The sequence below is a fragment of the Kitasatospora sp. NPDC059160 genome (genome assembly GCF_042755465.1).
Classification (GTDB): domain Bacteria; phylum Actinomycetota; class Actinomycetes; order Streptomycetales; family Streptomycetaceae; genus Kitasatospora.
Genome location: NZ_JBHZCN010000078.1, coordinates 1 through 19,823 on the forward strand (window position 1 = coordinate 1; position 19,823 = coordinate 19,823).

Here is a 19,823-nt window from a genome sequence, read left to right on the forward strand (position 1 = left end):
CCGCCAAGCGGGCCGAACCCGGGGACGACCTCACCACCGACCTGATAGCCGTCCGCGAGGCCGGGGACGGGCTCAGCGAGGCCGAACTCGTCGGCACCCTGCTGCTGATGCTGGTGGCCGGGCACGAGACCACGCTCAACCTGATCACCAACGCCGTCCGGGCCCTGCTCGCCCACCCCGACCAGCTGCGACTGGTGCTGGACGGCGCGCAGCCGTGGTCCGCGGTGGTGGAGGAGACGCTGCGCCACGACTCGCCGGTCGGCCAGTTCCCGCTGCGCTACGCGAGCGAGGACATCGAGGTCGGCGACGTGGTGATCCGCCGCGGCGAGGCCCTGCTCGCCTCGTACGCCGCGGCCGGGCGCGACGCCGGGCACTACCCGGACGCCGACCGCTTCGACCTCACCCGGCAGCCCGCCCGGCACCTGTCGCTCGGACACGGCCCGCACTTCTGCCTCGGCTCGGGGCTGGCCCGGCTGGAGGCGGAGACGGCGCTGCGGCACCTGTTCGCCCGGTTCCCGGCGCTGGCCCTGGCGGAGGGCGAACGGCCGGAGCCGATCGGCTCGTTCGTGAGCAACAGCGTACGGACGCTGCGGGTGACGGTCCGGGGGACGGGCGGGTGATGCGGGCCGCCGGAACGGGCGACAGGGGTGACGGTTGCCGCCACCCGGTTACCTGAGGGCGGCCCGGTCGTTCGGCAGGGCATGAAGAAACTCGCCACCCTCGCCGCCCTCACCATGGCGGGCCTCGCCCTCGCCGCCCCGGCGGCCTCCGCCACCAGCCAGGTCGCCAGCTCGCCGGACGCCACCGGCGGCCTCACCGACGGCCTCACCCTCTCCCCCGCCGACCTCGCCCTGCAGACCGCGGGCAAGCTCCCGGTGGTCGGGCACACGGCCGACGAGGTGGAGGCCATCGGCACCAACCAGATGTCCCACCCGGGGCTCAGCGGGCAGATCGGCTGACCCACCCGCCGCACGGGCCGCCCACCGCACGGGCCGCCCACCGCACCGGGCCGCCCGCCGCACCGGGCCGCCCGGACGTGCGGTGGAGCGGGCGGCCGACCGACCCCCGTCCGGTCCGCCGCCCGCTCCTGTCTGCTGCCCGCCCCCGGGGCTCAGCCCGTGAACAGGCCGTTGAGCTCCGGGTAGGTCAGCCCGCCGTCCAGGGCGGCGTACGTACCACTCCCGTACACCTCTTCGGCCGCCCGGCGGACCGCCGCGTAGGCCACCTTGGCCAGGCCCGGGCCCAGGCTGATCCGGGCCACGCCCAGCTTCGCCAGCTCGGCGACCGTGGGTGCGCCCGGCGCCGCCAGCACGTTCAGCGGGGCCGGGACGGCCGCGACCAGGGCGGCGACGGTCTCCGGGTCGGCGACGCCGGGGACGAACACGCCGTCCGCGCCCGCCTCGACGTACGCCCGCAGCCGGCGGACCGCCTCGTCCAGCCGGCCCTCCGGCTCGCCCAGGCCGTGCAGGAACACGTCGGTCCGGGCGTTCAGGAACAGCGGGACGCCGGCCGCGTCGGCCGCCGCCCGGGCCGCCGCGACCCGCTCCGCGGCCTGCTCCGGGGTGTGGTCCGCGTCCTCCAGGTTCACCCCGACCGCGCCGGTGGCGAGCAGCGCGGTGACGGTCGCGCCGACCCCGGCCGCGGTGTCCGCGTAGCCGCTCTCCAGGTCCGCGGTGACCGGCAGGTCGACCGAGCGGACCACCTCGGCGGTACGGGCCAGCACCTGGTCGCGGTCGGCGCCGCCGCCGTCCGGGCTGCCGAGCGACCAGGACACGCTGGCGCTGGCCGTCGCCAGCGCCCGCGCCCCGGCGCCGGCCACCAGCCGGGCGCTCGCCGCGTCCCACACGTTGGCCAGCACCAGCGGCTCGCCCGGGCGGTGCAGCTCCCGGAGCAGCCGGGCCTTCTCCTGCTGGGTGGTCATCGCGGCCCCGCTCACTTCGCGGCCGGGCTCATGCGGGTGGACACGCCGATCCGGTTCCAGGCGTTGATGGTGGCGATCAGCGCGATCAGCTGGGCCAGTTCGGCCTGCTCGAAGTGCGCGGCGGCCTCGGCGTACACGGCGTCCGGCACGTGCCCCTGGGTGAGCAGGGTGACCGACTCGGTGAGGGCGAGGGCGGCCCGCTCACGGGCGGTGAACCACGGGGTCTCGCGCCAGGCGGGGAGGGAGACCAGGCGGTGGTCCTGCTCGCCGTTCTTGCGGGCGTCGGTGGCGTGCATGTCGATGCAGAAGGCGCAGCCGTTGATCATCGAGGCGTGCACCTTGACCAGCTCGGCGAGGACCGGGTCCAGGCCCTGCCGGGAGGCCCGGTCCACGGCGATCATGGCCTGGTAGAACTCGGGGGCGAGCCGCCCCAGCTGCAGGCGCAGCTCGGGGGCGGGCACGGCGTCGGTCTGGTGGGTCTCGGTCTCGTTCGTCGTCACGGTCGCCAGCCTAGGAGCCGACTGGCCCGTCCCACTGGTGCATTCGCCGCTCGGATCCTTGGGCCACTTCCGGCGCACGAACGGGCGTGCGAGGATCGCTGGTGGATCTTCGGATCCTCGGACCTCCGGATCCTCGCACCTTCCGAGCGGATCGGACCAGGGGGCGGGACCGGCGGATCGGACCGGCAGATCGGACCAGCGGATCGGACCAGGGGGACGGGACCGTGTGCACGGCGTTCATCAGCATCGAACCGGAGGCAGCGGTACCGGTGCTGCTGCTCTCCGTCCGGGACGAGTACCTCGGCCGCGCCTGGCTGCCGCCGGACCACCACTGGCCGCAGCGGCCCGAACTGCTCGGCGGACTGGACCTCGCGGCCGGCGGCACCTGGCTGGCCGTCGACCCGACCCGGCGCACCGCCGCCTGCCTGCTGAACGGCTTCGGCCCGCTCGCCCCCGCCGACAGCAGGCTCAGCCGCGGCGAACTCCCGCTCACCGCCGTCCGCGAGGGCGGGATCGGCCACCTCGACCTGACGCCGTACGACCCCTTCCACCTCGTCCAGGTCCGCCCCGACGGCGCCCGGGTCGCCAGTTGGGGCGGCGGCCGGCTCACCGAGCACGAACTGCCCACCGGGCTCAGCGTGGTGCTCAACGACGGGCTGGAGGGGATGGCGGCCAACCGCACCGCCTCCGAGCGGATCCGCTCGCTGATGGCCGCCCGCGCGGACCACTTCCGGGCCCGGTTCCGCGCCGAGCCCCGGCCGAGCCCCACCGCCGACGGCCCGACCGAGCGGGCCTGGGGCGGCTGGCTGCCGGTCGTCACCGGCGACGGGCTGGCGCCGGACGAGGACGCCGCGCTGATCCAGCGCCGGGACTTCGGCGACGGGCGGATCTGGGGCTCCTCCTCGATCTCCCTGCTGGCACTCGGGCCGGACCTGCTGCGCTACGACTTCGCGACCGCCCCGGTGCCCGCCGACGGGTCGGGGTGGCGGCGGGTCGAGGCCTGACCGGAACGGACGTGCGTCCAGGTCGTACGTCCGACCGACACGGACGTCCGAGACGGACGTACGTCCCGGCCGGCCGCCCGCGAGCGATCCGGACGTCCGAGACGGACGTACGTCCGGACCGGGTCCCGGAAAAGGACTTGAAGCTGACGCTGCGGGAGGCTGCATCGTAGGGCTCCGTCGACCCCTCGCCCCCGTAGGAGGCGCCCGATGGACCGCCTGCCCCGCACGCCCCGCCCGCCCCGCCGGTCCGCCCTGCTGGCCGTCGCCCTGCCGCTGCTGGGCGTCCCGCTCGCCGCGACCGCCGGTCTGCTGCTCGGCGCCGCCGTGCACCGGAGCGTGCCGTTCGGCAGTCTGCTGGGCGCCCTGGCCGGCGCGCTGTTCGGCTGAGTCCGGGCCCGGTGACGCCCGGACATACGCTCGATGAACTTCTGGGAGCGGGCCTGCCAGGCGTCTACATGCCCGTAGTAGCTTCGCGGTGGCCACCGGGATCGGGCGGCCGCAGACCCCCGAGCGAAGGTGCGCGATGTCCACCCTGACCTACCCGGAAGCGATAGGCGTCGGCCTGCTGCAGGGTGTGACGGAACTCTTCCCGGTCTCCAGCCTGGGCCACAGCATCCTGCTTCCGGCCGTGCTCGGCGGGAAGATCCAGCAGGACCTCGACATGACCGCCGACGGCTCCCCCTACCTCGCCGCGCTGGTCGCCCTGCACCTGGCCACCGCGCTCGCCCTGGTGGTGTTCTTCCGGCGGGACTGGGTCCGGGTGGTCAGCGGCCTGGTCAGCTCGATCCGGCACCGCCGGGTGCAGACCCGGGACGAGAAGCTCACCTGGCTGCTCATCATCTCCACCATCCCGGTCGGCGTGGCCGGACTCGTGCTGGAGAAGGCCCTGCGGCACGCCCTCGGCAAGCCGCTGCCCGCCGCGGTCTTCCTCGCCCTCAACGGCCTGGTGCTGCTCGGCGCCGAACGGCTCAAGCGCGGCGGCAGCGGCCGCCGCCGGGCCGGGTACGCCGCCCCCGTCGACGAGCCCGGCCTCGACCCGGCGACCGCCTCCGACGTCCGGCTGACCAGGCTCGGCTACGGCCAGGGCGCCTGGATCGGCGCCGCCCAGATCCTCGCGCTGTTCCCCGGCATCAGCCGCTCCGGCGTCACCATGAGCGCCGGCATCCTGCGCGGGCTGCACCACGAGGACGCCGCCCGGTTCTCCTTCCTGCTCGCCACCCCGGTCATCCTGGCCGCCTCGGTGCTGAAGGTGCCCGAGCTGTTCAAGCCGGAGAACTCCTCCGTGCTCGGCCCGGTCGCGGCCGGCAGCGTCGCCGCCTTCGTGGCCGGCTACATCTCGGTGCGCTTCCTCACCAAGTACTTCGAGACCCGCAGCCTGACCCCGTTCGCGGTGTACTGCTTCCTGGCCGGCCTCGGCAGCGCGATCTACCTCTCGATCTGAGCCCCCCTCCCGCGGCTCCGACAGCCCACAGTCGGCCCCGCCGGAAATCCCGCGCGCCGAACGGCCGCCTCGGCGACCATGTCACCGGCAGGACAGGCGACTTCGCGAGAGGTGGAACGGTGGCAGGAACGGCGGCAGGACAGGTGCGCAGGGTGGCCGAGGGCAGGCCGGCGGTCGTCACGGGCGGCTCGCGGGGCATCGGACGGGCGATCGTCGAGCGGCTGGCGCGCGAGGGCGCGGACGTCGTCCTCGGCTACGCCACCGACCGGGCGGCCGCCGAGGCGGTGGTCGACGCGGTGGCGGCGGGCGGCGGACGCGCCTGGGCCGTACCGGCCGACCTCGCCGAACCGGGCGCCGCCGAGCGGCTGATGGCCACGGCCGAGGAACTGCTCGGCGGGCTGGACATCCTGGTGAACAACGCCGCGCGGTCTTTCGCCCCCACCCCGCTCGCGGACCTCGACGACACGGCCTTCGACGCCGTCCTGGCCGTCAACACCCGCGCCGTGTTCGCCACCGTCCGCTACGCGGCCCGCCGGATGCGCGACGGCGGACGGATCGTCAACATCTCCAGCGTGAACACCGTGCGCCCCGTCCCCGGCATCGCCGCGTACGCCGCCAGCAAGGGCGCCGTCGAACAGCTCACCGCCGTCGCCGCGGCCGAACTCGGCCCGCGCGGCATCACCGTCAACACCGTCTCCCCCGGCGCCACCGACACCGACCTGCTGCGTGCCGCCAACCCGCCCGAGGCGCTCGACCGGGTCGCGGGCCTGACCCCGCTGCGCCGGCTCGGACAGCCCGAGGACATCGCCGACGTGGTCGCCTTCCTGGCCGGGCCGGACGCCCGCTGGGTCACCGGGCAGAACCTCCGGGCCACCGGCGGCCTGGGCTGACCGACGGCGCACCGACGGCGCACCGACGACAACCCGCGGGCCGTACGGCGAACTGCCGTACGGCCCGCGGGCGTTCTACCCGGTGAGCCCCAGGGCGGCCAGCCGGTCCGGGTCGGTGAGGACGTCCAGTCCGGTGATCCGGCCGCGGTGGATCGTGAAGGACATGACCGACAGCGGGCGGCCCCCGGCGAAGGACACCACGCCGGGCGAGCCGTTGACCAGCACCAGGCGCCCGTCGGCGGCGAACCGGGCGAAGGCGATCGCCTGGGCGGCGACCTCGGCCGCGCCCCGGCGCAGCACGCTCGGCACCAGCGGGCCGCCGTCGGACCGGGCCACCACCTCCGGGTCCAGCACCGTCAGCAGGGCGTCGAAGTCCCCGCCCCGGGCGGCGGCCAGGAAGGCCTCCACCACCGTGCGCTTGAGCCCGTCGTCGGTGTCGCCGGCCGGGGTGGCGCCCTGCACCCGGCGGCGGGCGCGGCTGGCCAGTTGGCGGGTCGAGGCGGCGGTCCGGCCGAGCACCTCGGCGATCCCGTCGAAGGGCACGTCGAACAGGTCGTGCAGCACGAAGGCCACCCGCTCCGCCGGGGAGAGCGTCTCCAGCACCACCATCAGCGCGATGCCCACCGAGTCCGCGACCAGGATCCCGTGCACCGGGTCCAGCGCCGCCGACCCGCTCACCCCCGGATCCGGCAGCCGCACCCGCCCCTCCTGCTGCTCGGGCAGCGGGTCCTCCCGCCGGGAGGCCCGGGAGCGCAGCTGGTCCAGGCAGATCCGGCCGACCACCCTGGTCAGCCAGGCCCCGAGGTTGCGCAGCTCGCCCGTGTCACCGCGGCTCAGCCTGAACCACGCCTCCTGGACGGCGTCCTCCGCCTCGGCGACCGAGCCCAGCATCCGGTAGGCCACGGACCGCAGTTGGGGCCGCTCCGCCTCGAACCGCGCGGCCAGCAGCTCCGCTCCGGAGTTCTCCTCGCCCATCTGTCACATCCTCGTCTCGGCACCCGTCGGATCGATGACGGACACCGACCGCCCACCCCGACGGTCCCACCGGCCCGACCGGCCCCACCAGCCCCGACGACCCCACCCGATTCTGCCGAACCCGAGGGAGGACGGCCACCGCTTCGAGCACATCGGCACCCGCCGCGACAGGCGAGAATGGGGCCCGTGAACGGCTCCTGGACCGCCTTCGGCGGCGATCTGCATCTGGACCTCACCGGGCGGCGTGCTGCCGGCGCCGGGCTGCGGGCGGCGCTGGAGGACGCGCTGCGCGAGGCGGTGCAGGACGGGCGGCTGGCGCCCGGGACGCGGCTGCCGTCGTCGCGGGCGCTCGGGGAGGACCTCGGGATCGCCCGCAACACGGTGGTCGAGGCGTACGGGCAGCTCGCCGCCGAGGGGTGGCTCAGCTCGCGGCAGGGGTCCGGCACCACCGTCGCGCGGCGGGCCGTGCCGGTGCGGGGCACGCGGTCCGCGCCCACCGGGGGGCGGCGGCCGAGCGTCCGGCACGACCTGATGTCCGGGCGGCCCGACCTCTCGCTGTTCCCCCGCAACGCCTGGCTGGCCGCAGCCCGCCGGGCCCTCGCCACCGCACCGCACGACGCGTTCGGCTACGGCAGCCCGCTGGGCCGGATCGAACTGCGCGAGGCGCTGACCGACTACCTGGCCCGGGTCCGCGGGGTCCGCACCGACCCGGACCACCTGCTCGTGTGCAGCGGCTTCCAGCAGGGCCTGGGGCTGCTGTGCGCGGCGTTGAAGGAGCGCGGGGCCCGTTCGCTCGCGGTGGAGGCGTACGGGCTGCCGCCGCAGCACGCCGTGGTGCGGGCCGCCGGGCTGGCGACCGTCCCGCTGCCGCTGGACTGCGAGGGCGCGCTGGTCGACCGGCTGGACGCCGGCCCCGCCGCCGCCCTGCTCACCCCCGCCCACCAGTTCCCGACCGGCGCGCCGCTGTCCGCCGACCGGCGGGCGGCCGCGGTGCGGTGGGCGCGCGAGCAGGACCGGTACGTGATCGAGGACGACTACGACGGCGAGTTCCGCTACGACCGGCAGCCGCTCGGCGCGATGCAGGCCCTCGACCCGGAGCGGGTGGTGTACGCGGGCACCGCCGCCAAGAGCCTGGCCCCGGGCCTGCGGCTGGCCTGGCTGGCCCTGCCGGACGCGCTGGTCGAACCGGTCGCCCGGTCGAAGGTGCTCGCGGACACGATGTCCCCGGTGCTGGACCAGCTGACCCTGGCCGAGCTGATCACCTCGGGGACGTACGACCGGCACGTGCGGCGCTGCCGGCTGCACTACCGGCGCCGCCGGGACCGGCTGGTCGCCGCGCTCGCCGAGCACGCCCCGCAGGTCGAGATCACCGGCATCGCGGCCGGACTGCACGCCGTCCTGCAACTCCCGCCCGGCGCGACGCCGGAGGCGGAGCTGCTGGCCCGCGCCGAGGCCGCCGGACTGGCCCTCAGCGGCCTCGACCGGCACCGCGCCGACCCGGCGACGCCGGGGGCGGAGCAGGAGACCGGGCCCGCGCTGGTGATCGGCTACGGGTCCCCGCCGGAGCACGCCTTCCCGGCGGCCCTGGAGGCCCTCTGCCGAGTGCTCCGCGACGCCTGACCGCGCCGGGCGGTCGGACGGGCGCCCGCCTCCGACGGGGGCGGAGACGGACGCCCGGCAGGTGGGGTCACCTACTTGTTGCGGGTGCCCAGTTCGAACAGCAGGATGATGAACCCGGCGAAGAGGTGGCAGCCCACGGTGTAGATCACCAGGCGGTGGTAGACCCGCTTGTTGGCCCACTTGCCGGCGTCGACGGTCTTCGGGCCGGCGGCGGTGTCGGGGGCACCGACGGCACCGGTGGTGGCGGCGGCGGTGTCGGCGGTGGTGGGATCGGCCATGGTGATCTCCTCCGAGGTGTTCTGACGGCTGGTCAGTGGCTCGCGGCGGGGCCGCCGCCGAGGCAGAGTTCGCCGCCGGGGCTCTGCAACAGGGTGTGGACGAAGAGCAGTTCGACGCCGGTGCCGGATGCGGCGGCGATGCAGTGCGGGGTGAGCGAGTCGTAGTGCGCGGAGTCGCCGGGGGCGAGGTGGTGGACGCGGTCGCCGAGGGTGACCCGCAGTTCCCCGCGCAGGACGTACAGCCACTCCTCGCCGGGGTGGACCCGGACCACCTCGTCCTGGACGCCCGGCGGGACGAACACCCGTAGGGCCTGCATGGCGCGGCCGGGGGCGCCGGCCCGGCGGTAGCCCCAGCCGCCGGCCCGGCCGGGCTCGATGGCGCCGCCGCGGACCACCGGGTCCGGTTCGACCAGGGCCTCGCCGAGCAGCCCGGAGACCGAGGTGCCGTAGGCGCGGGCCAGGCCGAGCAGGACGGGCAGCGAGGGCTGGCGGCGGCCGGTCTCCAGCCGGGACAGATAGGCTGGGGAGAGGCCGATCCGGCCTGCGGCGACCTCCAGGGTGAGGCGGCTGCTGAGCCGGTGCTCGCGGAGGCGGGCGGCGAGGCCGGCGACCTCCTGGTCGTCGAGCCGGCCGTCGTCGGCGGGAGTGCCGGTGGCACCGGTGGTGCTGCTGCTCATGCGTCCAGTGGACACCCGCCCTGCCGCAGGGGCAAGAAACTTGCCTCAGGGGCAAACCGCTCCGAGGGGGCTCACGGCCGGGGGATGTTCCGCAGGTTGCTGCGCGCCAGGTCGACCATCCGCCCGACCCCGCCGGACAGCACCGTCCGCCCGGCGGCCAGCGCGAAGCCCTTCACCTGGGCGGCGGTGATCCGCGGCGGGATGGACAGCGCGTTGGGGTCGGTGACCACGTCCACCAGGGCCGGTCCGGGCCGTTCCAGCGCCTCCGCCAGCACCTCCCGGACCCTGGCCGGCTCGGTGACCCGCTTGGCCGGGATGCCCATCGCCCGGGCGATGCCCGCGTAGTCCACGTCCCCGTTGTCGATCTCGTACTCCGGGTAGCCGGAGACCAGCATCTCCAGCTTGATCATGCCGAGCGCGCCGTTGTTGAGGACCACCGTCTTCACCGGCAGCCGGTGCTTGGCCACCGTGAGCAGTTCGCCGAGCAGCATGCCGATCCCGCCGTCGCCCGCCATCGCGATCACCTGCCGCCCGGGGCAGGCGAGTTGGGCGCCGATCGCGTGCGGGAGGGCGTTCGCCATCGAGCCGTGCAGGAAGGAGCCGATCACCCGGCGGCGGCCGTTCGGCCGGAGGTAGCGGGCGGCCCAGACGTTGTTCATCCCGGTGTCCACGGTGAACACCGCGTCCTCGGCGGCGACGTCGTCCAGCACCGAGGCGACGTACTCCGGGTGGATCGGCAGGTGCTTCTCGATGTCCCGGGTGTAGGCGCCGATCACGTCCTCCAGCGACTTGCAGTGCTTGCGCAGCAGGCCGTCCAGGAAGGAGCGGTCCGGCTTCGCCTCCAGCAGCGGCAGGACGGCCCGCAGGGTGGCCGCGACGTCGCCGTGCACGGCCAGCTCCAGGGCGGTGCGCCGGCCCAGCCTGGTCGCGTCGTGGTCGACCTGGACGGTGTGCGCCTGCGGCAGGAAGGAGTCGTACGGGAAGTCGGTGCCGAGCAGCAGCACCAGGTCGGCGGAGTGCAGCGCCTCGTGGCAGGCGCCGTAGCCGAGCAGTCCGCTCATCCCGACGTCGTACGGGTTGTCGAACTGGATCCACTCCTTGCCGCGCAGCGAGTGCCCGACCGGCGCGTGCAGCGCCTCGGCGACCGCCATCACCTCGGCGTGCGCACCGCGCACCCCGGCACCGCAGAACAGGGTGACCCGGCGGGCCGCGTTCAGCAGCCGGGCCAGCTCCCGCACCTGGGACCAGGGCGGCGCGGCCACCGCCTGCTCGGTGAGGAAGTGGCTGCTGCCGGTCGGCCCGGCGGCGGGCAGGGCTGCGACGTCTCCGGGGAAGGCGAGCACCGAGACGCCGTGCGAACCCAGCGCGTGCTGGATGCCGACCCGCAGCAGCCGGGGCAGCTGGGCGGGGGTGGAGAGCATCTCGCACCAGTTGCTGCAGTCGGTGAACACCCGCTCGGGGTGGGTCTCCTGGAAGAAGCCGGTGCCGATCTGCCCGGACGGGATGTGCGAGGCCAGCGCGAGCACCGGCAGGCCGCTGCGCTGGGCGTCGTACAGGCCCTGGATCAGGTGGGTGTTGCCGGGGCCGCAGGAGCCGGCGCAGACCGCCAGCCGGCCGCTGAGCTCGGCCTCGGCGGCGGCCGCGAAGGCACCGGCCTCCTCGTTGCGCACGTGCACCCAGCCGATGCCGTCCGCCCGGCGGATCGCGTCGACGACCGGGTTGAGGCTGTCCCCGACGACGCCGTAGACCCGCTCCACCCCGGCCTGCCGGAGCACCTCCACCATCTGTTCCGCCACCGTCGCCACGGGCGCACCCCTTCGCCGGGCGCCGGGCTCGGCCGGGCGCCGGTTGTCACCGGACGTGCCCACCCTCCGAGGTGCGGGCCCGCCCCGCATCCGGAGCGGGCCCGAACAGGCGAGCGACCGGCGCGGCTACTCCGCCGCCAGGTGGTCCTGCTGGCCGAGCTTGCCGGCCACCAGGCCCGCCTGGGGCTGGCGGCGGGCCGGCTCGCGCCCCGGGGGCTGGGCGCAGCGCTCCTGGGCGGGCGGGACGGTGGTAGGCAGGGTGACCGGGGTGCCGGCCTTGACCTGGACCGTCTCGCCGTCGTGCCGCAGGTGGATCACCTCGCCGCGGCGCAGGGTGTAGGTGGTGCCCTCGTGGGTGATCCGGACGCCGAGCAGGTGGCCGCGGACCAGCAGCGAGAAGCTCAGCCGCATCAGCCCGGAGGGCAGCCGGGGCCGGAAGTCCAGCGTCTCCCCGTGGTCGCGCAGCCCGCCGAAGCCGGCCACCAGGGCGATGCAGGCCCCGGCGAGCGAGGCCATGTGCAGGCCGTCGCGGGTGTTGCCGCCGAGGTCGTGGAGGTCCATCAGGGCGGCCTCGGCGGTGTAGTCGTAAGCGAGGTCGAGCTGTCCGACCTCGGCGGCGATCACGGCCTGGGTGCAGGCGGAGAGCGAGGAGTCCCGGACGGTGAGCCGCTCGTAGTAGGCGAAGTTGCGGGCCTTCTGCTCGTCGGTGAAGGCGTCGCCGCGGACCTGCATGGCGAGCACCAGGTCGGCCTGCTTGACCACCTGCTTGCGGTACAGGTCGAAGTACGGGTAGTGCAGCAGCAGCGGGTACTTCTCCGGCGGGGTGCCCTCGAAGTCCCAGACCTGGTGGTGGGTGAAGCCGTCGGCCTGGGGGTGGACGCCGAGGTCCGCGTCGTACGGGACGTACATCGCGGCGGCGGCGTCGCGCCAGGCGGCGGTTTCCTCGGTGTCCACGCCGAGCGCGTCGGCCTCGCGCGGGTGGCGGACGGCGGCCTCGGCGGCGGCGCGCAGGTTCGTCTGCGCCATCAGGTTGGTGTAGACGTTGTTGTCGGCGACGGCGCTGTACTCGTCGGGGCCGGTGACGCCCTCGATCCGGAACCGGCCGGCGCTGTCGTGGTGGCCGAGCGAGCGCCACATCCGGGCGGTCTCCACCAGGAGTTCGAGGCCGTACTCGCGCTCGAACTCCGCGTCCCCGGTGGCCCGGACGTAGCGGGCCACGGCGGCGGCGATGTCAGCGCCGATGTGGAAGGCCGCGGTGCCGGCCGGCCAGTACCCGGAGCACTCCTCGCCGCGGATCGTCCGCCAGGGGAACACGGCGCCGGCCAGGCCGAGTTGGGCGGCGCGTTCGCGGGCCAGCGGGAGCGTGGTGTGCCGCCAGCGCAGGGCCTGGTTGACGGCGCCGGGCAGGCAGTAGGTGAGCACCGGCAGGACGAAGGTCTCGGTGTCCCAGAAGCTGTGCCCGTCGTAGCCCGGGCCGGTCAACCCCTTGGCGGGGATGGCGCGTTCCTCGCTGCGGGCGCCGGCCTGGAGGACGTGGAAGACGGCGAACCGGACGGCCTGCTGGAGTTCGACGTCGCCCTCGATCTCGACGTCGCTGGTCTCCCAGAACTCCCTGAGGTAGTCGGCCTGTTCGGCGACCAGGCCGTCCCAGCCGGTGTACCGGGCGGCGTTCAGCGCGGCCTCGACCTGGTCCCGGACGGCGGGCAGCGAGCGGGTGCCGGACCAGCCGTAGGACATGAACTTGACCAGCCGCAGCCGCTGTCCGGGGGCGAGCACGGTGGTGACGCTGATCCGGCAGTGGTCGGCCTCGGCCTCGGCGACGGTGTCCAGCCGCTCCGGGCCCTCGATGACGTGGTCCATCCCGGCGGCGACCCGGATGCCGCTGAACCGGGTGCGGTGCACCAGGACGGCCTTGGTGCCGCTCGCGTGGTGCGCCTCGGCCTGCAGCGGCGCCTCCAGCACGGCGGCGGCCCGCGGGTCCCCCTCGGGGCCGCCGGGCAGCTGCTCGTTGGCGACCAGTTCGGACTGGAGCACGATCCGCACCGGCCCGTCCACCGCCTCGACGGTGTACTCCACGGCGGCGATGGCCCGTTGGGTGAGCGAGACCAGCCGGGAGGAGCGCACCCGGATGGTCCGCCCGGCCGGGGAGGTCCATTCGCACTCGCGGTGCAGCAGTCCCTCGCGGAAGTCCAACCAGCGGGTGTGGCCGACCAGTTCGCCGTAGCGCAGGTCGAAGGGCTCGTCGTCCACCAGCAGACGGATGATCTTGCCGTTGGTGATGTTGATGACGCTCTGGCTGGACTCCGGGTAGCCGTAGCCGCCCTCGCCGTAGGGCAGCGGCCGCAGTTCGAAGACGCCGTTGAGGTAGGTGCCGGGCAGGCCGTGCGGCTCACCCTCGTCCAGGTTGGCGCGCAGGCCGATGTGGCCGTTGGAGAGCGCGAAGACGGACTCGGCGCGGGCCAACGAGGCCGGGTCCAGGCCGTGTTCGGTGATCTGCCAGGGGTCGATGGCGAAGTTGTCGGCGGGACTCATGACGTCGCCCCCTCGTCGTCCGACAGCAGCTCGGCGAGGTCGTCGACGACCACGGTGGCGCCGTCGCGGCGCAGTTCGGCGGCCTGCCCGGTGCGGTTGACCCCGACCACCGCGCCGAAGCCGCCGGCCCGGCCGGAGGCGACCCCGGCCAGCGCGTCCTCGAAGACGGCGGCGTGCGCGGGCTCGACGCCCAGCTCGCGGGCGGCGTACAGGTAGGTGTCCGGGGCGGGCTTGCCGGGCAGGGACCGCTGCTTGGCGACCACGCCGTCCACGATCACGTCGAAGAGGTCCAGGATGCCCGCCGAGCGCAGCACGTCCCGGCAGTTGGCGCTGGAGGAGACCACCGCGCGGGGCAGTCCCAGCGCGCGCAGCCGGTGCACGTAGGCGACCGAGCCCTCGTACGGGGCGACGCCCTGCTCGCGGATCAGCCGCAGCACGGTGTCGTTCTTGGCCCGGCTGACGCCCTGCACGGTGCGGGTGTTCGGCGGGTCGTCCTCGGTGCCCTCGGGCAGGTCGATGCCCCGGCTCCGCAGGAAGGCCCGGGTGCCGTCCAGGCGCGGGCGGCCGTCCACGTAGGTGTCGTAGTCGGTGACGGCGTCGAAGGGGACGAACGGCCCGCCGGTGCGGGCGGCTTCGGCGCGCAGGAAGGCGTCGAAGGTGTCCTTCCAGGCCGCGGCGTGCACGGTCGCGGTCCGGGTGAGCACCCCGTCGAGGTCGAAGAGGAAAGCGCGGATGTCGTCCGGTAGCCCCAGCATGGGTGCAGTCTGCCCCGGGAACGCGGGGGATGCCGCCCATTCCCGGCGGCGCGTCGCCGGAAGGGCGGCATCCGGTCGCCCACCGCGTCCGGGGGCGGCGGTTACGGCGAGTCCGGCATCTGCGCCTCGGGCGACTGGACGACGGCGAACAGCGCGCCCTGCGGGTCCCTGACCACGGCCATCCGGCCGGACTGCATGTCGAACGGCGGCTGGAGCACCGAACCGCCGGCCTTGACCAGGGCGTCCACCGTGGAGTCGGCGTCGTCCACCGAGAAGTACGCCATCCAGTGCGAGGGGGTGCCGGACTCCAGGTACCCGGGGACCGCCTGCATGCCGCCCACCGTGCGGTCGCCGACGTTCAGCGAGTAGTAGCCGTCCATGCCCTGGATGGTGGCCGGGCGCAGTCCGAGGGCCGGCTGGTAGAAGCGGCCGGCCGCCTCGGTGTCGGTGGTGTTCAGCTCGTTCCAGACCAGCGCGCCGGGCTCGTTGACGACGCCCGCGCCGATGAAGTCCATCGCCTGCCAGACCCCGAACACCGCGCCGGTCGGGTCGGCGGCGACCAGCATTCGGCCGACCGTGCCGACGTCCATCGGCGGGTAGACCACCGTGCCGCCGGCCCCGGTGATGGCGGCGCCGGCCGCGTCGGCGTCGTCCGAGGCCAGGTAGGTGGTCCAGCCGACCGGCGGCAGCGGCTGGCCCTCGGGCGCGGACCGCGCCATGATCCCGGCGACCGGGCGGCCGTTGAGGGTGCACACGGCGTAACCGCCGAACTCGGCCGGACCGAGCTCGCCCTGCCAGCCGAACAGGTCGCGGTAGAAGTCGAGCGCGGCCTGCTGGTCGCTCGCCATCAGGTCGATCCAGCACGGGGTGCCGGGCTGGTACGGATCGGTCACTAGGGGCATCGCTGGGCCTCCCGGAGGCGGTGGTGGCCGGCTGGGGTCGTCGGGCGGGCGGGCCCGGCCCGACCGGTACCGCCGTCCGCGCGGACGGCGGTACGACGGCGGTACACCGCCCACCCTCAGCCCGACGCCGCGTTCCCGCCACCGGACGGCGCCCTGGTGGGCGACCGGTGGCGGGACGGCGGCCCGGCGGCGGCCGGACGGTGGCCGGGCGGTCACTCCTCGTCGTGGCGCAGGGCGGTGACGAACAGCGGCTGCGCCTTGCCGCTCTGCGCGTAGTCCTTGAGCCGGACCAGCAGTTCGGCCCAGGTGCCGGCCACCATCGGGACGCCCTCCTCGCTGCCCGGCTGCCAGCCGCCGTGCCGGAACAGCAGCCGGGTGCGGCCCGGGTCGCCGGGCCGGTCGGCGAGCTCCCAGCTGATCCAGGTGCCGGCCCAGTGCGGCGGGAAGGCCCCGGTGTTGGCCCACAGCACCCGGTCCCGGTCGGCCCGCTCGCGGCGCAGCCGGAACGGCTCGGGGACCCCGGGGAAGTCGAACAGCAGCACCTCGCCCTCGCGGCCCACCCCGGTGGTCCACCAGCCGGTCAGCCCGTCGTGCGTGTTGAGCGCGGCCAGGACGGCGTCCCGGGAGGCGGCGATGTCGAACTGCATGGCGATCTCGGGCATGGGTCCGCCCTTTCGGTGCCGGCGACCGGTGGGCCCCCGCTACCGCCACCATGGCACGACCCCCGGGGCCACGCGCTCCGGGGGTCGTGCGGTCGGTCCGGCCGGTCGTCCGGCGGGTGGGATCAGCCGCCGCTGCCGTAGGTGGTGTTGGCGCAGATGTCGTCGTCCGCCGAGCGGGCGTCGTTGGTGACGGTGGTGGGCAGCGGCTGCGCGGACGTCTGGGCGCCGGGGGTGGCGGCGGCACCGGACGCGCCGGCCCCCATGCCGTTGGCCGCGGCGAAGTCCTGGCCGACGATCAACGAGATGCCGCGGGAGCTGCCGGGCTCCAGGCTGGCGCCCGGGAACAGCGCGGCGAGCTTCTCGGCGTTCGCCTTCTGGCTGGAGCCGTACTCGATGGTGGTGGTCTTGTACTTGGTGCTGGCCGCCTGACCCGCCGTACTGGCCGAGTACTTGGCGCCCTTGAGCAGGTCGGTCGCCTTGCCGGCCAGGCCGTTGACGGCCGTGCCGTTGTAGACCGCGACCTTGACCGAGGCGTTGGAGGCGTCCGCGGCCGCCGCGGCGGAGGTGGCGGCCGCGGTCGGCTGGGGGGCGGCGCTCGGGCTGGCGCCGGCGTCCGGCTGCTGGCCGGTGGCGTTCTGGCCGTCGATGGTCTGGTCGGCCTTGAGGGTCTCCCAGAGCTTGTTGGAGTCCGGCTGGACCAGGTCGATGTTGGCGTCCTGGGTGCGGTAGCGCCAGGGCGCGGTCACGAACTTGAGGTCGTGCATGTCGATGTTCTTCAACGACAGGCCGAAGGAGAGCAGCTTGTCCGCGGAGTCCAGCCCCGGGTCGACGGTCAGCGACTTGGTGGCCGCGTCGGCCAGCGGCAGCAGGTTGGTGGGGCTGAGCCCCTCCTTCTTCATCTTGGTGGCGAGCGAGCTCATGAAGGCCTGCTGGCGCTTCATCCGGCCGATGTCGGAGCCGTCGCCGATGCCGTGCCGCAGCCGGACGTAGTCGAGCGCCTGCTGCCCCTGGACGGACTGCTTGCCCTGCGGGAGGACGAGGTTGCCCTTCTTGTGCAGGTTGGGGTTGATGTCGCCCTCGTAGATCGCCTTCGGCAGGCAGACGTCCACGCCGTTGACGGCCTTGGTCATCGCGGAGAAGCCGTTGAAGTCGACCACCATGGTGTGGTCGACCCGGATGCCGGTCACCTTCTCCACCGTGTTCTGGGTGCAGGCCGGGTTGCCGCCGTCGCTGCCGCCGACCGAGAAGGCGGCGTTGAACAGGTCGTTGCCGCCCTTGGTCCACTTGCCGTTGGGGAGCTTGCAGGAGGGGATCGGCACGATCGCGTTGCGCGGGATCGAGATGCCCACGGCGTGCTTGTGGTCGGCGTAGACGTGCAGCAGGATCGTGGTGTCCGAGCGGGCGCCGCCGTCCTCGCCGCCGCCGAGGTCGGAGTTGTTGCCGCCGCGGCTGTCGGAGCCGATCAGCAGCACGTTCACCGGCTTGTTGCCGTCCGCGTCGGCCTTGGCCTCGGGCGGGCGGTCGGTGGCTATCGCGTCGGCGTCGAAGGACTTGATGTTGGCGTTCAGCTTGTAGTAGATCGCGCCGCCGGCGCCCGCGATCAGCACCAGCACGCCGGCCGCGGACCAGGCGACGATCTTCTTCACGTTCTTCTTGGGCTTGGCGCCTCGCCGCGCCGCCGCCCGTCCGCCCGCGCCGCCCGCGCCGCCGGAGGTTCCGGAGCCGCCGTCCGCCCGGCCGCCGCCCTTGCCCTGGGCGGCGCGGCGGGCCTCGGCCCGGCCGCCGGAGCGCGGCCCGGGCACGCCGCCCGCCGCACCGTCCTCGGGGAGTGCCCCGGGCGCGTCCTCGCCCTGAGCCGGGCTCTCGCCCCTGCGACCTGCCATGCGCGTACCTTTCACCGACGGAAGCGACGCCCCGGACGATCTGGCGCACCGCACTCAGGGAGACGACCCGAACCGCTCCCTGGTTGTACGTACGAAGGTCGGTACAGACCGACCATCGTGGCTTCCGATCATATGGAGATCGAAGGTGATCACCGACCCCCGGTGCACCAACCACCCCGGCGGTCACGGGACGATCCCGTCACAGAACATCCGAAAAGGGCTGATTCCGGCGGGCTCCGGCGCCGGCCCGGGCGGGCCGGTGCGGAGGTCGGTCGGGGCGGGGCGCGACGGGCTCAGAGCCAGCCGCGCCGGCCGGCGAGCAGACCGGCCTCGAAGCGGCTGCGGGCGCCGAGCCGGTCCATCAGGTCGGCCATCATCCGGCGGGTGGTGCGCAGCGAGATGCCGAGGTGCTTGCCGGCCGCCTCGTCGGTGTAGCCCTGGCCGAGCAGGCGCAGCAGCTCCTGCTCCTGGCGGGTGAGGCCCTCCTCGTCGCGCTCGCGCGGGGCGCCGAAGGGGGTGGCGTCGGACCAGGTCTGGTCGAAGAGCGAGACCAGGGCGGTGAGCACGCCCGGTGACGAGATCTGGACGGCACCCTTGAGGGTGTTGGCGGGGTCGATCGGGACCAGGGCGACCCGCCGGTCGATGACCAGCATCCGCAGCGGCAGCGCGGGCACGGTGCGCACCTCGCAGCCGAGGCCGGTGAGCCACTCGGCGTGCAGGACGGTGGCCCGGTCCTTGCGCACCGCGTCCAGGTAGACGGTGCGCATCGACACCCCGCGGGCCAGCAGCTCCTCGTTGTCGGGGCGGCTGGCCTGGAGGGAGGCGGCGGGCCGGGCGCGGCCGGGCGCGAAGGTGAGCAGTTCGTCCTGGACCGAGCTGACCAGCTCCTCCATCCGCGCCGCCACGGTGGCCATGCCGAGCAGTCGCTCCAGCTGGCTGTCCTCGGCCGACTCGTCGCGGAACTGGGCGAGCATGCCGGAGATCTCGGCCTGGCGCCGCTCGAACTCCAGCTGGGCGCGCTGCTGGACGGATTCGTAGTACCGCAGCAGGGCCGGCAGTCCGACCCGCGGGTCGACCGGCCGCAGGCCGCCGGAGGGCGTGCCCGGGGCCTCGACCTCGGAGGGGCGGAGCAGCCGCAGGTCGGCGAGCTGGTCGAGCGCGGCGCGGACCTGCGCCCCGCCGAGGCCGAGTCTGTCGGCCAACCCCTCGACATCCAGCTGAGGATCCGTCAGCATCAGTCGATAGACCGCCTGCGCGGCATCGTCGATCCCCCGCGTCATCGGCGCACCACTCCCCCGCAGCCGGTACCGGTTTTCCGGCGCTCGGCCGGACAAGTCCGCTGCCCGATCATGCCAGGACGGGCAGGTCAGGACAACTGCGGAAGCGTTTCTTTCGGGGCTCCGGATCGACCGGCCGGGATAAGGGTAATGAGAAGGCAATGGCACCAAGGTGCCACCGCGATCTTCCTGCCGCCCCGAACACCTTCCGGCGGCCCTCGGCATCCTCCAGACTTTCGGTTGTCGGGAAGCCGCGAGCTCCCCGACCGGGCCCGCCGATGATTACGGACCGTCATCACCGACGGCCGACCGATCAGGTCGGTGAATTGGCCGGCACCCGCTTCCGCACCGCACTTCGTCCTGGGGGACCCTCATGCTGCTTTCCTACCGCAAGCTCGCCTGTACCGCCGCCGTCTCCGCCGTCGCCGCCGCCTTCGCCGGTGGCGTCCTGGCCGGTGCCGCGTACGCCACGCCGGGCTCCGCACCGGCCGTCGGCCCGGCCACGGCCTCGGTGCAGCAGTTCACGAACGGCCTCACCGCCCACCTCCGCGCGTCCCGGTCGGAGATGCTCCAGGGTGCCGCGACCCCGGCCGACTGGCACTGGAACTGACGGCCGCTTCCGCAGGCCACGGCACCTGACGCCGTCCCCGCCACCACCGGCCGACGAGCAGTCCGGCCGGACGGCGGGGAAGGCCCGTCGG

General features: G+C 74.5%; 20 protein-coding genes. 8 read left to right on the forward strand and 12 right to left on the reverse strand.

The genetic code is table 11. From position 1 onward, the window contains the following. Both ACFXOZ_RS29040 and ACFXOZ_RS29045 read left to right on the forward strand, forming a co-directional pair. Nucleotides 1-620: cytochrome P450 (locus ACFXOZ_RS29040; protein WP_380593248.1), on the forward strand; the 620-nt coding region annotated here is incomplete at its 5' end. Between the two features lie 81 nt (nt 621-701). Further along, nucleotides 702-959: a hypothetical protein gene (locus ACFXOZ_RS29045; protein WP_375892885.1), complete on the forward strand. Its 258-nt coding sequence runs from the start codon at nt 702-704 to the stop codon at nt 957-959. Between the two features lie 152 nt (nt 960-1,111). Here ACFXOZ_RS29045 and ACFXOZ_RS29050 read toward each other — a convergent pair whose 3' ends face one another. Then, a complete protein-coding gene (locus ACFXOZ_RS29050; protein WP_380593249.1) occupies nt 1,112-1,921 on the reverse strand; it encodes an isocitrate lyase/phosphoenolpyruvate mutase family protein in 810 nt (269 codons plus the stop codon). Nucleotides 1,922-1,932: 11 nt separating this feature from the next. Continuing rightward, on the reverse strand, nt 1,933-2,421 hold the full coding sequence (locus tag ACFXOZ_RS29055; RefSeq protein WP_380531002.1) for a carboxymuconolactone decarboxylase family protein: 489 nt from the start codon (nt 2,419-2,421) through the stop codon (nt 1,933-1,935). Between the two features lie 224 nt (nt 2,422-2,645). On the opposite strand from ACFXOZ_RS29055, the gene ACFXOZ_RS29060 reads away from it, so the two are divergent. The 4 genes from ACFXOZ_RS29060 to ACFXOZ_RS29075 all read left to right on the forward strand — a co-directional run bounded on the left by ACFXOZ_RS29060 (nt 2,646) and on the right by ACFXOZ_RS29075 (nt 5,756). After that, entirely contained in the window at nt 2,646-3,425 is a 780-nt protein-coding gene (locus ACFXOZ_RS29060) for an NRDE family protein (protein ID WP_380530999.1), read from the forward strand. 207 nt (nt 3,426-3,632) lie between these two features. Next, the gene (locus ACFXOZ_RS29065; RefSeq protein WP_375892878.1) at nt 3,633-3,812 is read left to right on the forward strand and encodes a hypothetical protein; all 180 of its coding nucleotides are present in this window, start codon (nt 3,633-3,635) and stop codon (nt 3,810-3,812) included. 136 nt (nt 3,813-3,948) lie between these two features. Then, nucleotides 3,949-4,866, forward strand: a complete 918-nt coding sequence (locus ACFXOZ_RS29070) for an undecaprenyl-diphosphate phosphatase (RefSeq protein ID WP_375892876.1) — start codon at nt 3,949-3,951, stop codon at nt 4,864-4,866. A 152-nt stretch (nt 4,867-5,018) separates the two neighbouring features. Next, the gene (locus ACFXOZ_RS29075) at nt 5,019-5,756 is read left to right on the forward strand and encodes a glucose 1-dehydrogenase (RefSeq protein WP_380593250.1); all 738 of its coding nucleotides are present in this window, start codon (nt 5,019-5,021) and stop codon (nt 5,754-5,756) included. 75 nt (nt 5,757-5,831) lie between these two features. Here the strand turns inward: ACFXOZ_RS29075 and ACFXOZ_RS29080 are convergent, their stop codons facing one another. Then, nucleotides 5,832-6,731, reverse strand: coding sequence for a sigma-70 family RNA polymerase sigma factor (locus ACFXOZ_RS29080; RefSeq protein WP_380593251.1), 900 nt, complete (start codon nt 6,729-6,731; stop codon nt 5,832-5,834). Nucleotides 6,732-6,917: 186 nt separating this feature from the next. Between ACFXOZ_RS29080 and ACFXOZ_RS29085 the strand changes: the two genes are divergently transcribed. After that, entirely contained in the window at nt 6,918-8,351 is a 1,434-nt protein-coding gene (locus ACFXOZ_RS29085) for a PLP-dependent aminotransferase family protein (RefSeq protein WP_380593252.1), read from the forward strand. A gap of 71 nt (nt 8,352-8,422) precedes the next feature. Here ACFXOZ_RS29085 and ACFXOZ_RS29090 read toward each other — a convergent pair whose 3' ends face one another. The 9 genes from ACFXOZ_RS29090 to ACFXOZ_RS29130 all read right to left on the reverse strand — a co-directional run bounded on the left by ACFXOZ_RS29090 (nt 8,423) and on the right by ACFXOZ_RS29130 (nt 19,125). After that, nucleotides 8,423-8,629, reverse strand: coding sequence for a DUF6126 family protein (locus tag ACFXOZ_RS29090; RefSeq protein ID WP_380530986.1), 207 nt, complete (start codon nt 8,627-8,629; stop codon nt 8,423-8,425). A 32-nt stretch (nt 8,630-8,661) separates the two neighbouring features. Next, on the reverse strand, nt 8,662-9,306 hold the full coding sequence (locus ACFXOZ_RS29095; protein ID WP_375892867.1) for a helix-turn-helix domain-containing protein: 645 nt from the start codon (nt 9,304-9,306) through the stop codon (nt 8,662-8,664). 71 nt (nt 9,307-9,377) lie between these two features. Then, a complete protein-coding gene (locus ACFXOZ_RS29100) occupies nt 9,378-11,111 on the reverse strand; it encodes a pyruvate dehydrogenase (protein WP_375892865.1) in 1,734 nt (577 codons plus the stop codon). Nucleotides 11,112-11,237: 126 nt separating this feature from the next. After that, complete coding sequence (locus ACFXOZ_RS29105) at nt 11,238-13,643, reverse strand: glycoside hydrolase family 65 protein (RefSeq protein WP_380530982.1); 2,406 nt, start codon at nt 13,641-13,643, stop codon at nt 11,238-11,240. Further along, the gene (locus ACFXOZ_RS29110; RefSeq protein ID WP_380530979.1) at nt 13,640-14,398 is read right to left on the reverse strand and encodes an HAD family hydrolase; all 759 of its coding nucleotides are present in this window, start codon (nt 14,396-14,398) and stop codon (nt 13,640-13,642) included. Before ACFXOZ_RS29110 ends, ACFXOZ_RS29105 begins: the two co-directional genes overlap by 4 nt. 101 nt (nt 14,399-14,499) lie before the next feature. After that, the gene (locus ACFXOZ_RS29115) at nt 14,500-15,300 is read right to left on the reverse strand and encodes a VOC family protein (RefSeq protein ID WP_380530977.1); all 801 of its coding nucleotides are present in this window, start codon (nt 15,298-15,300) and stop codon (nt 14,500-14,502) included. 212 nt (nt 15,301-15,512) lie between these two features. Then, complete coding sequence (locus tag ACFXOZ_RS29120; protein ID WP_375892858.1) at nt 15,513-15,962, reverse strand: SRPBCC domain-containing protein; 450 nt, start codon at nt 15,960-15,962, stop codon at nt 15,513-15,515. Between the two features lie 122 nt (nt 15,963-16,084). Beyond that, nucleotides 16,085-17,845 carry an LCP family protein gene (locus tag ACFXOZ_RS29125; protein WP_380593253.1) on the reverse strand — a complete coding sequence of 587 codons (1,761 nt, stop codon included), beginning with the start codon at nt 17,843-17,845 and terminating at the stop codon, nt 16,085-16,087. 293 nt (nt 17,846-18,138) lie between these two features. After that, complete coding sequence (locus tag ACFXOZ_RS29130) at nt 18,139-19,125, reverse strand: LuxR C-terminal-related transcriptional regulator (RefSeq protein ID WP_375892854.1); 987 nt, start codon at nt 19,123-19,125, stop codon at nt 18,139-18,141. A 370-nt stretch (nt 19,126-19,495) separates the two neighbouring features. Here ACFXOZ_RS29130 and ACFXOZ_RS29135 point away from each other — a divergent pair, with 370 nt between their 5' ends. Beyond that, complete coding sequence (locus ACFXOZ_RS29135) at nt 19,496-19,732, forward strand: hypothetical protein (RefSeq protein WP_375892852.1); 237 nt, start codon at nt 19,496-19,498, stop codon at nt 19,730-19,732. The last annotated feature ends 91 nt before the right edge of the window (nt 19,733-19,823 follow it).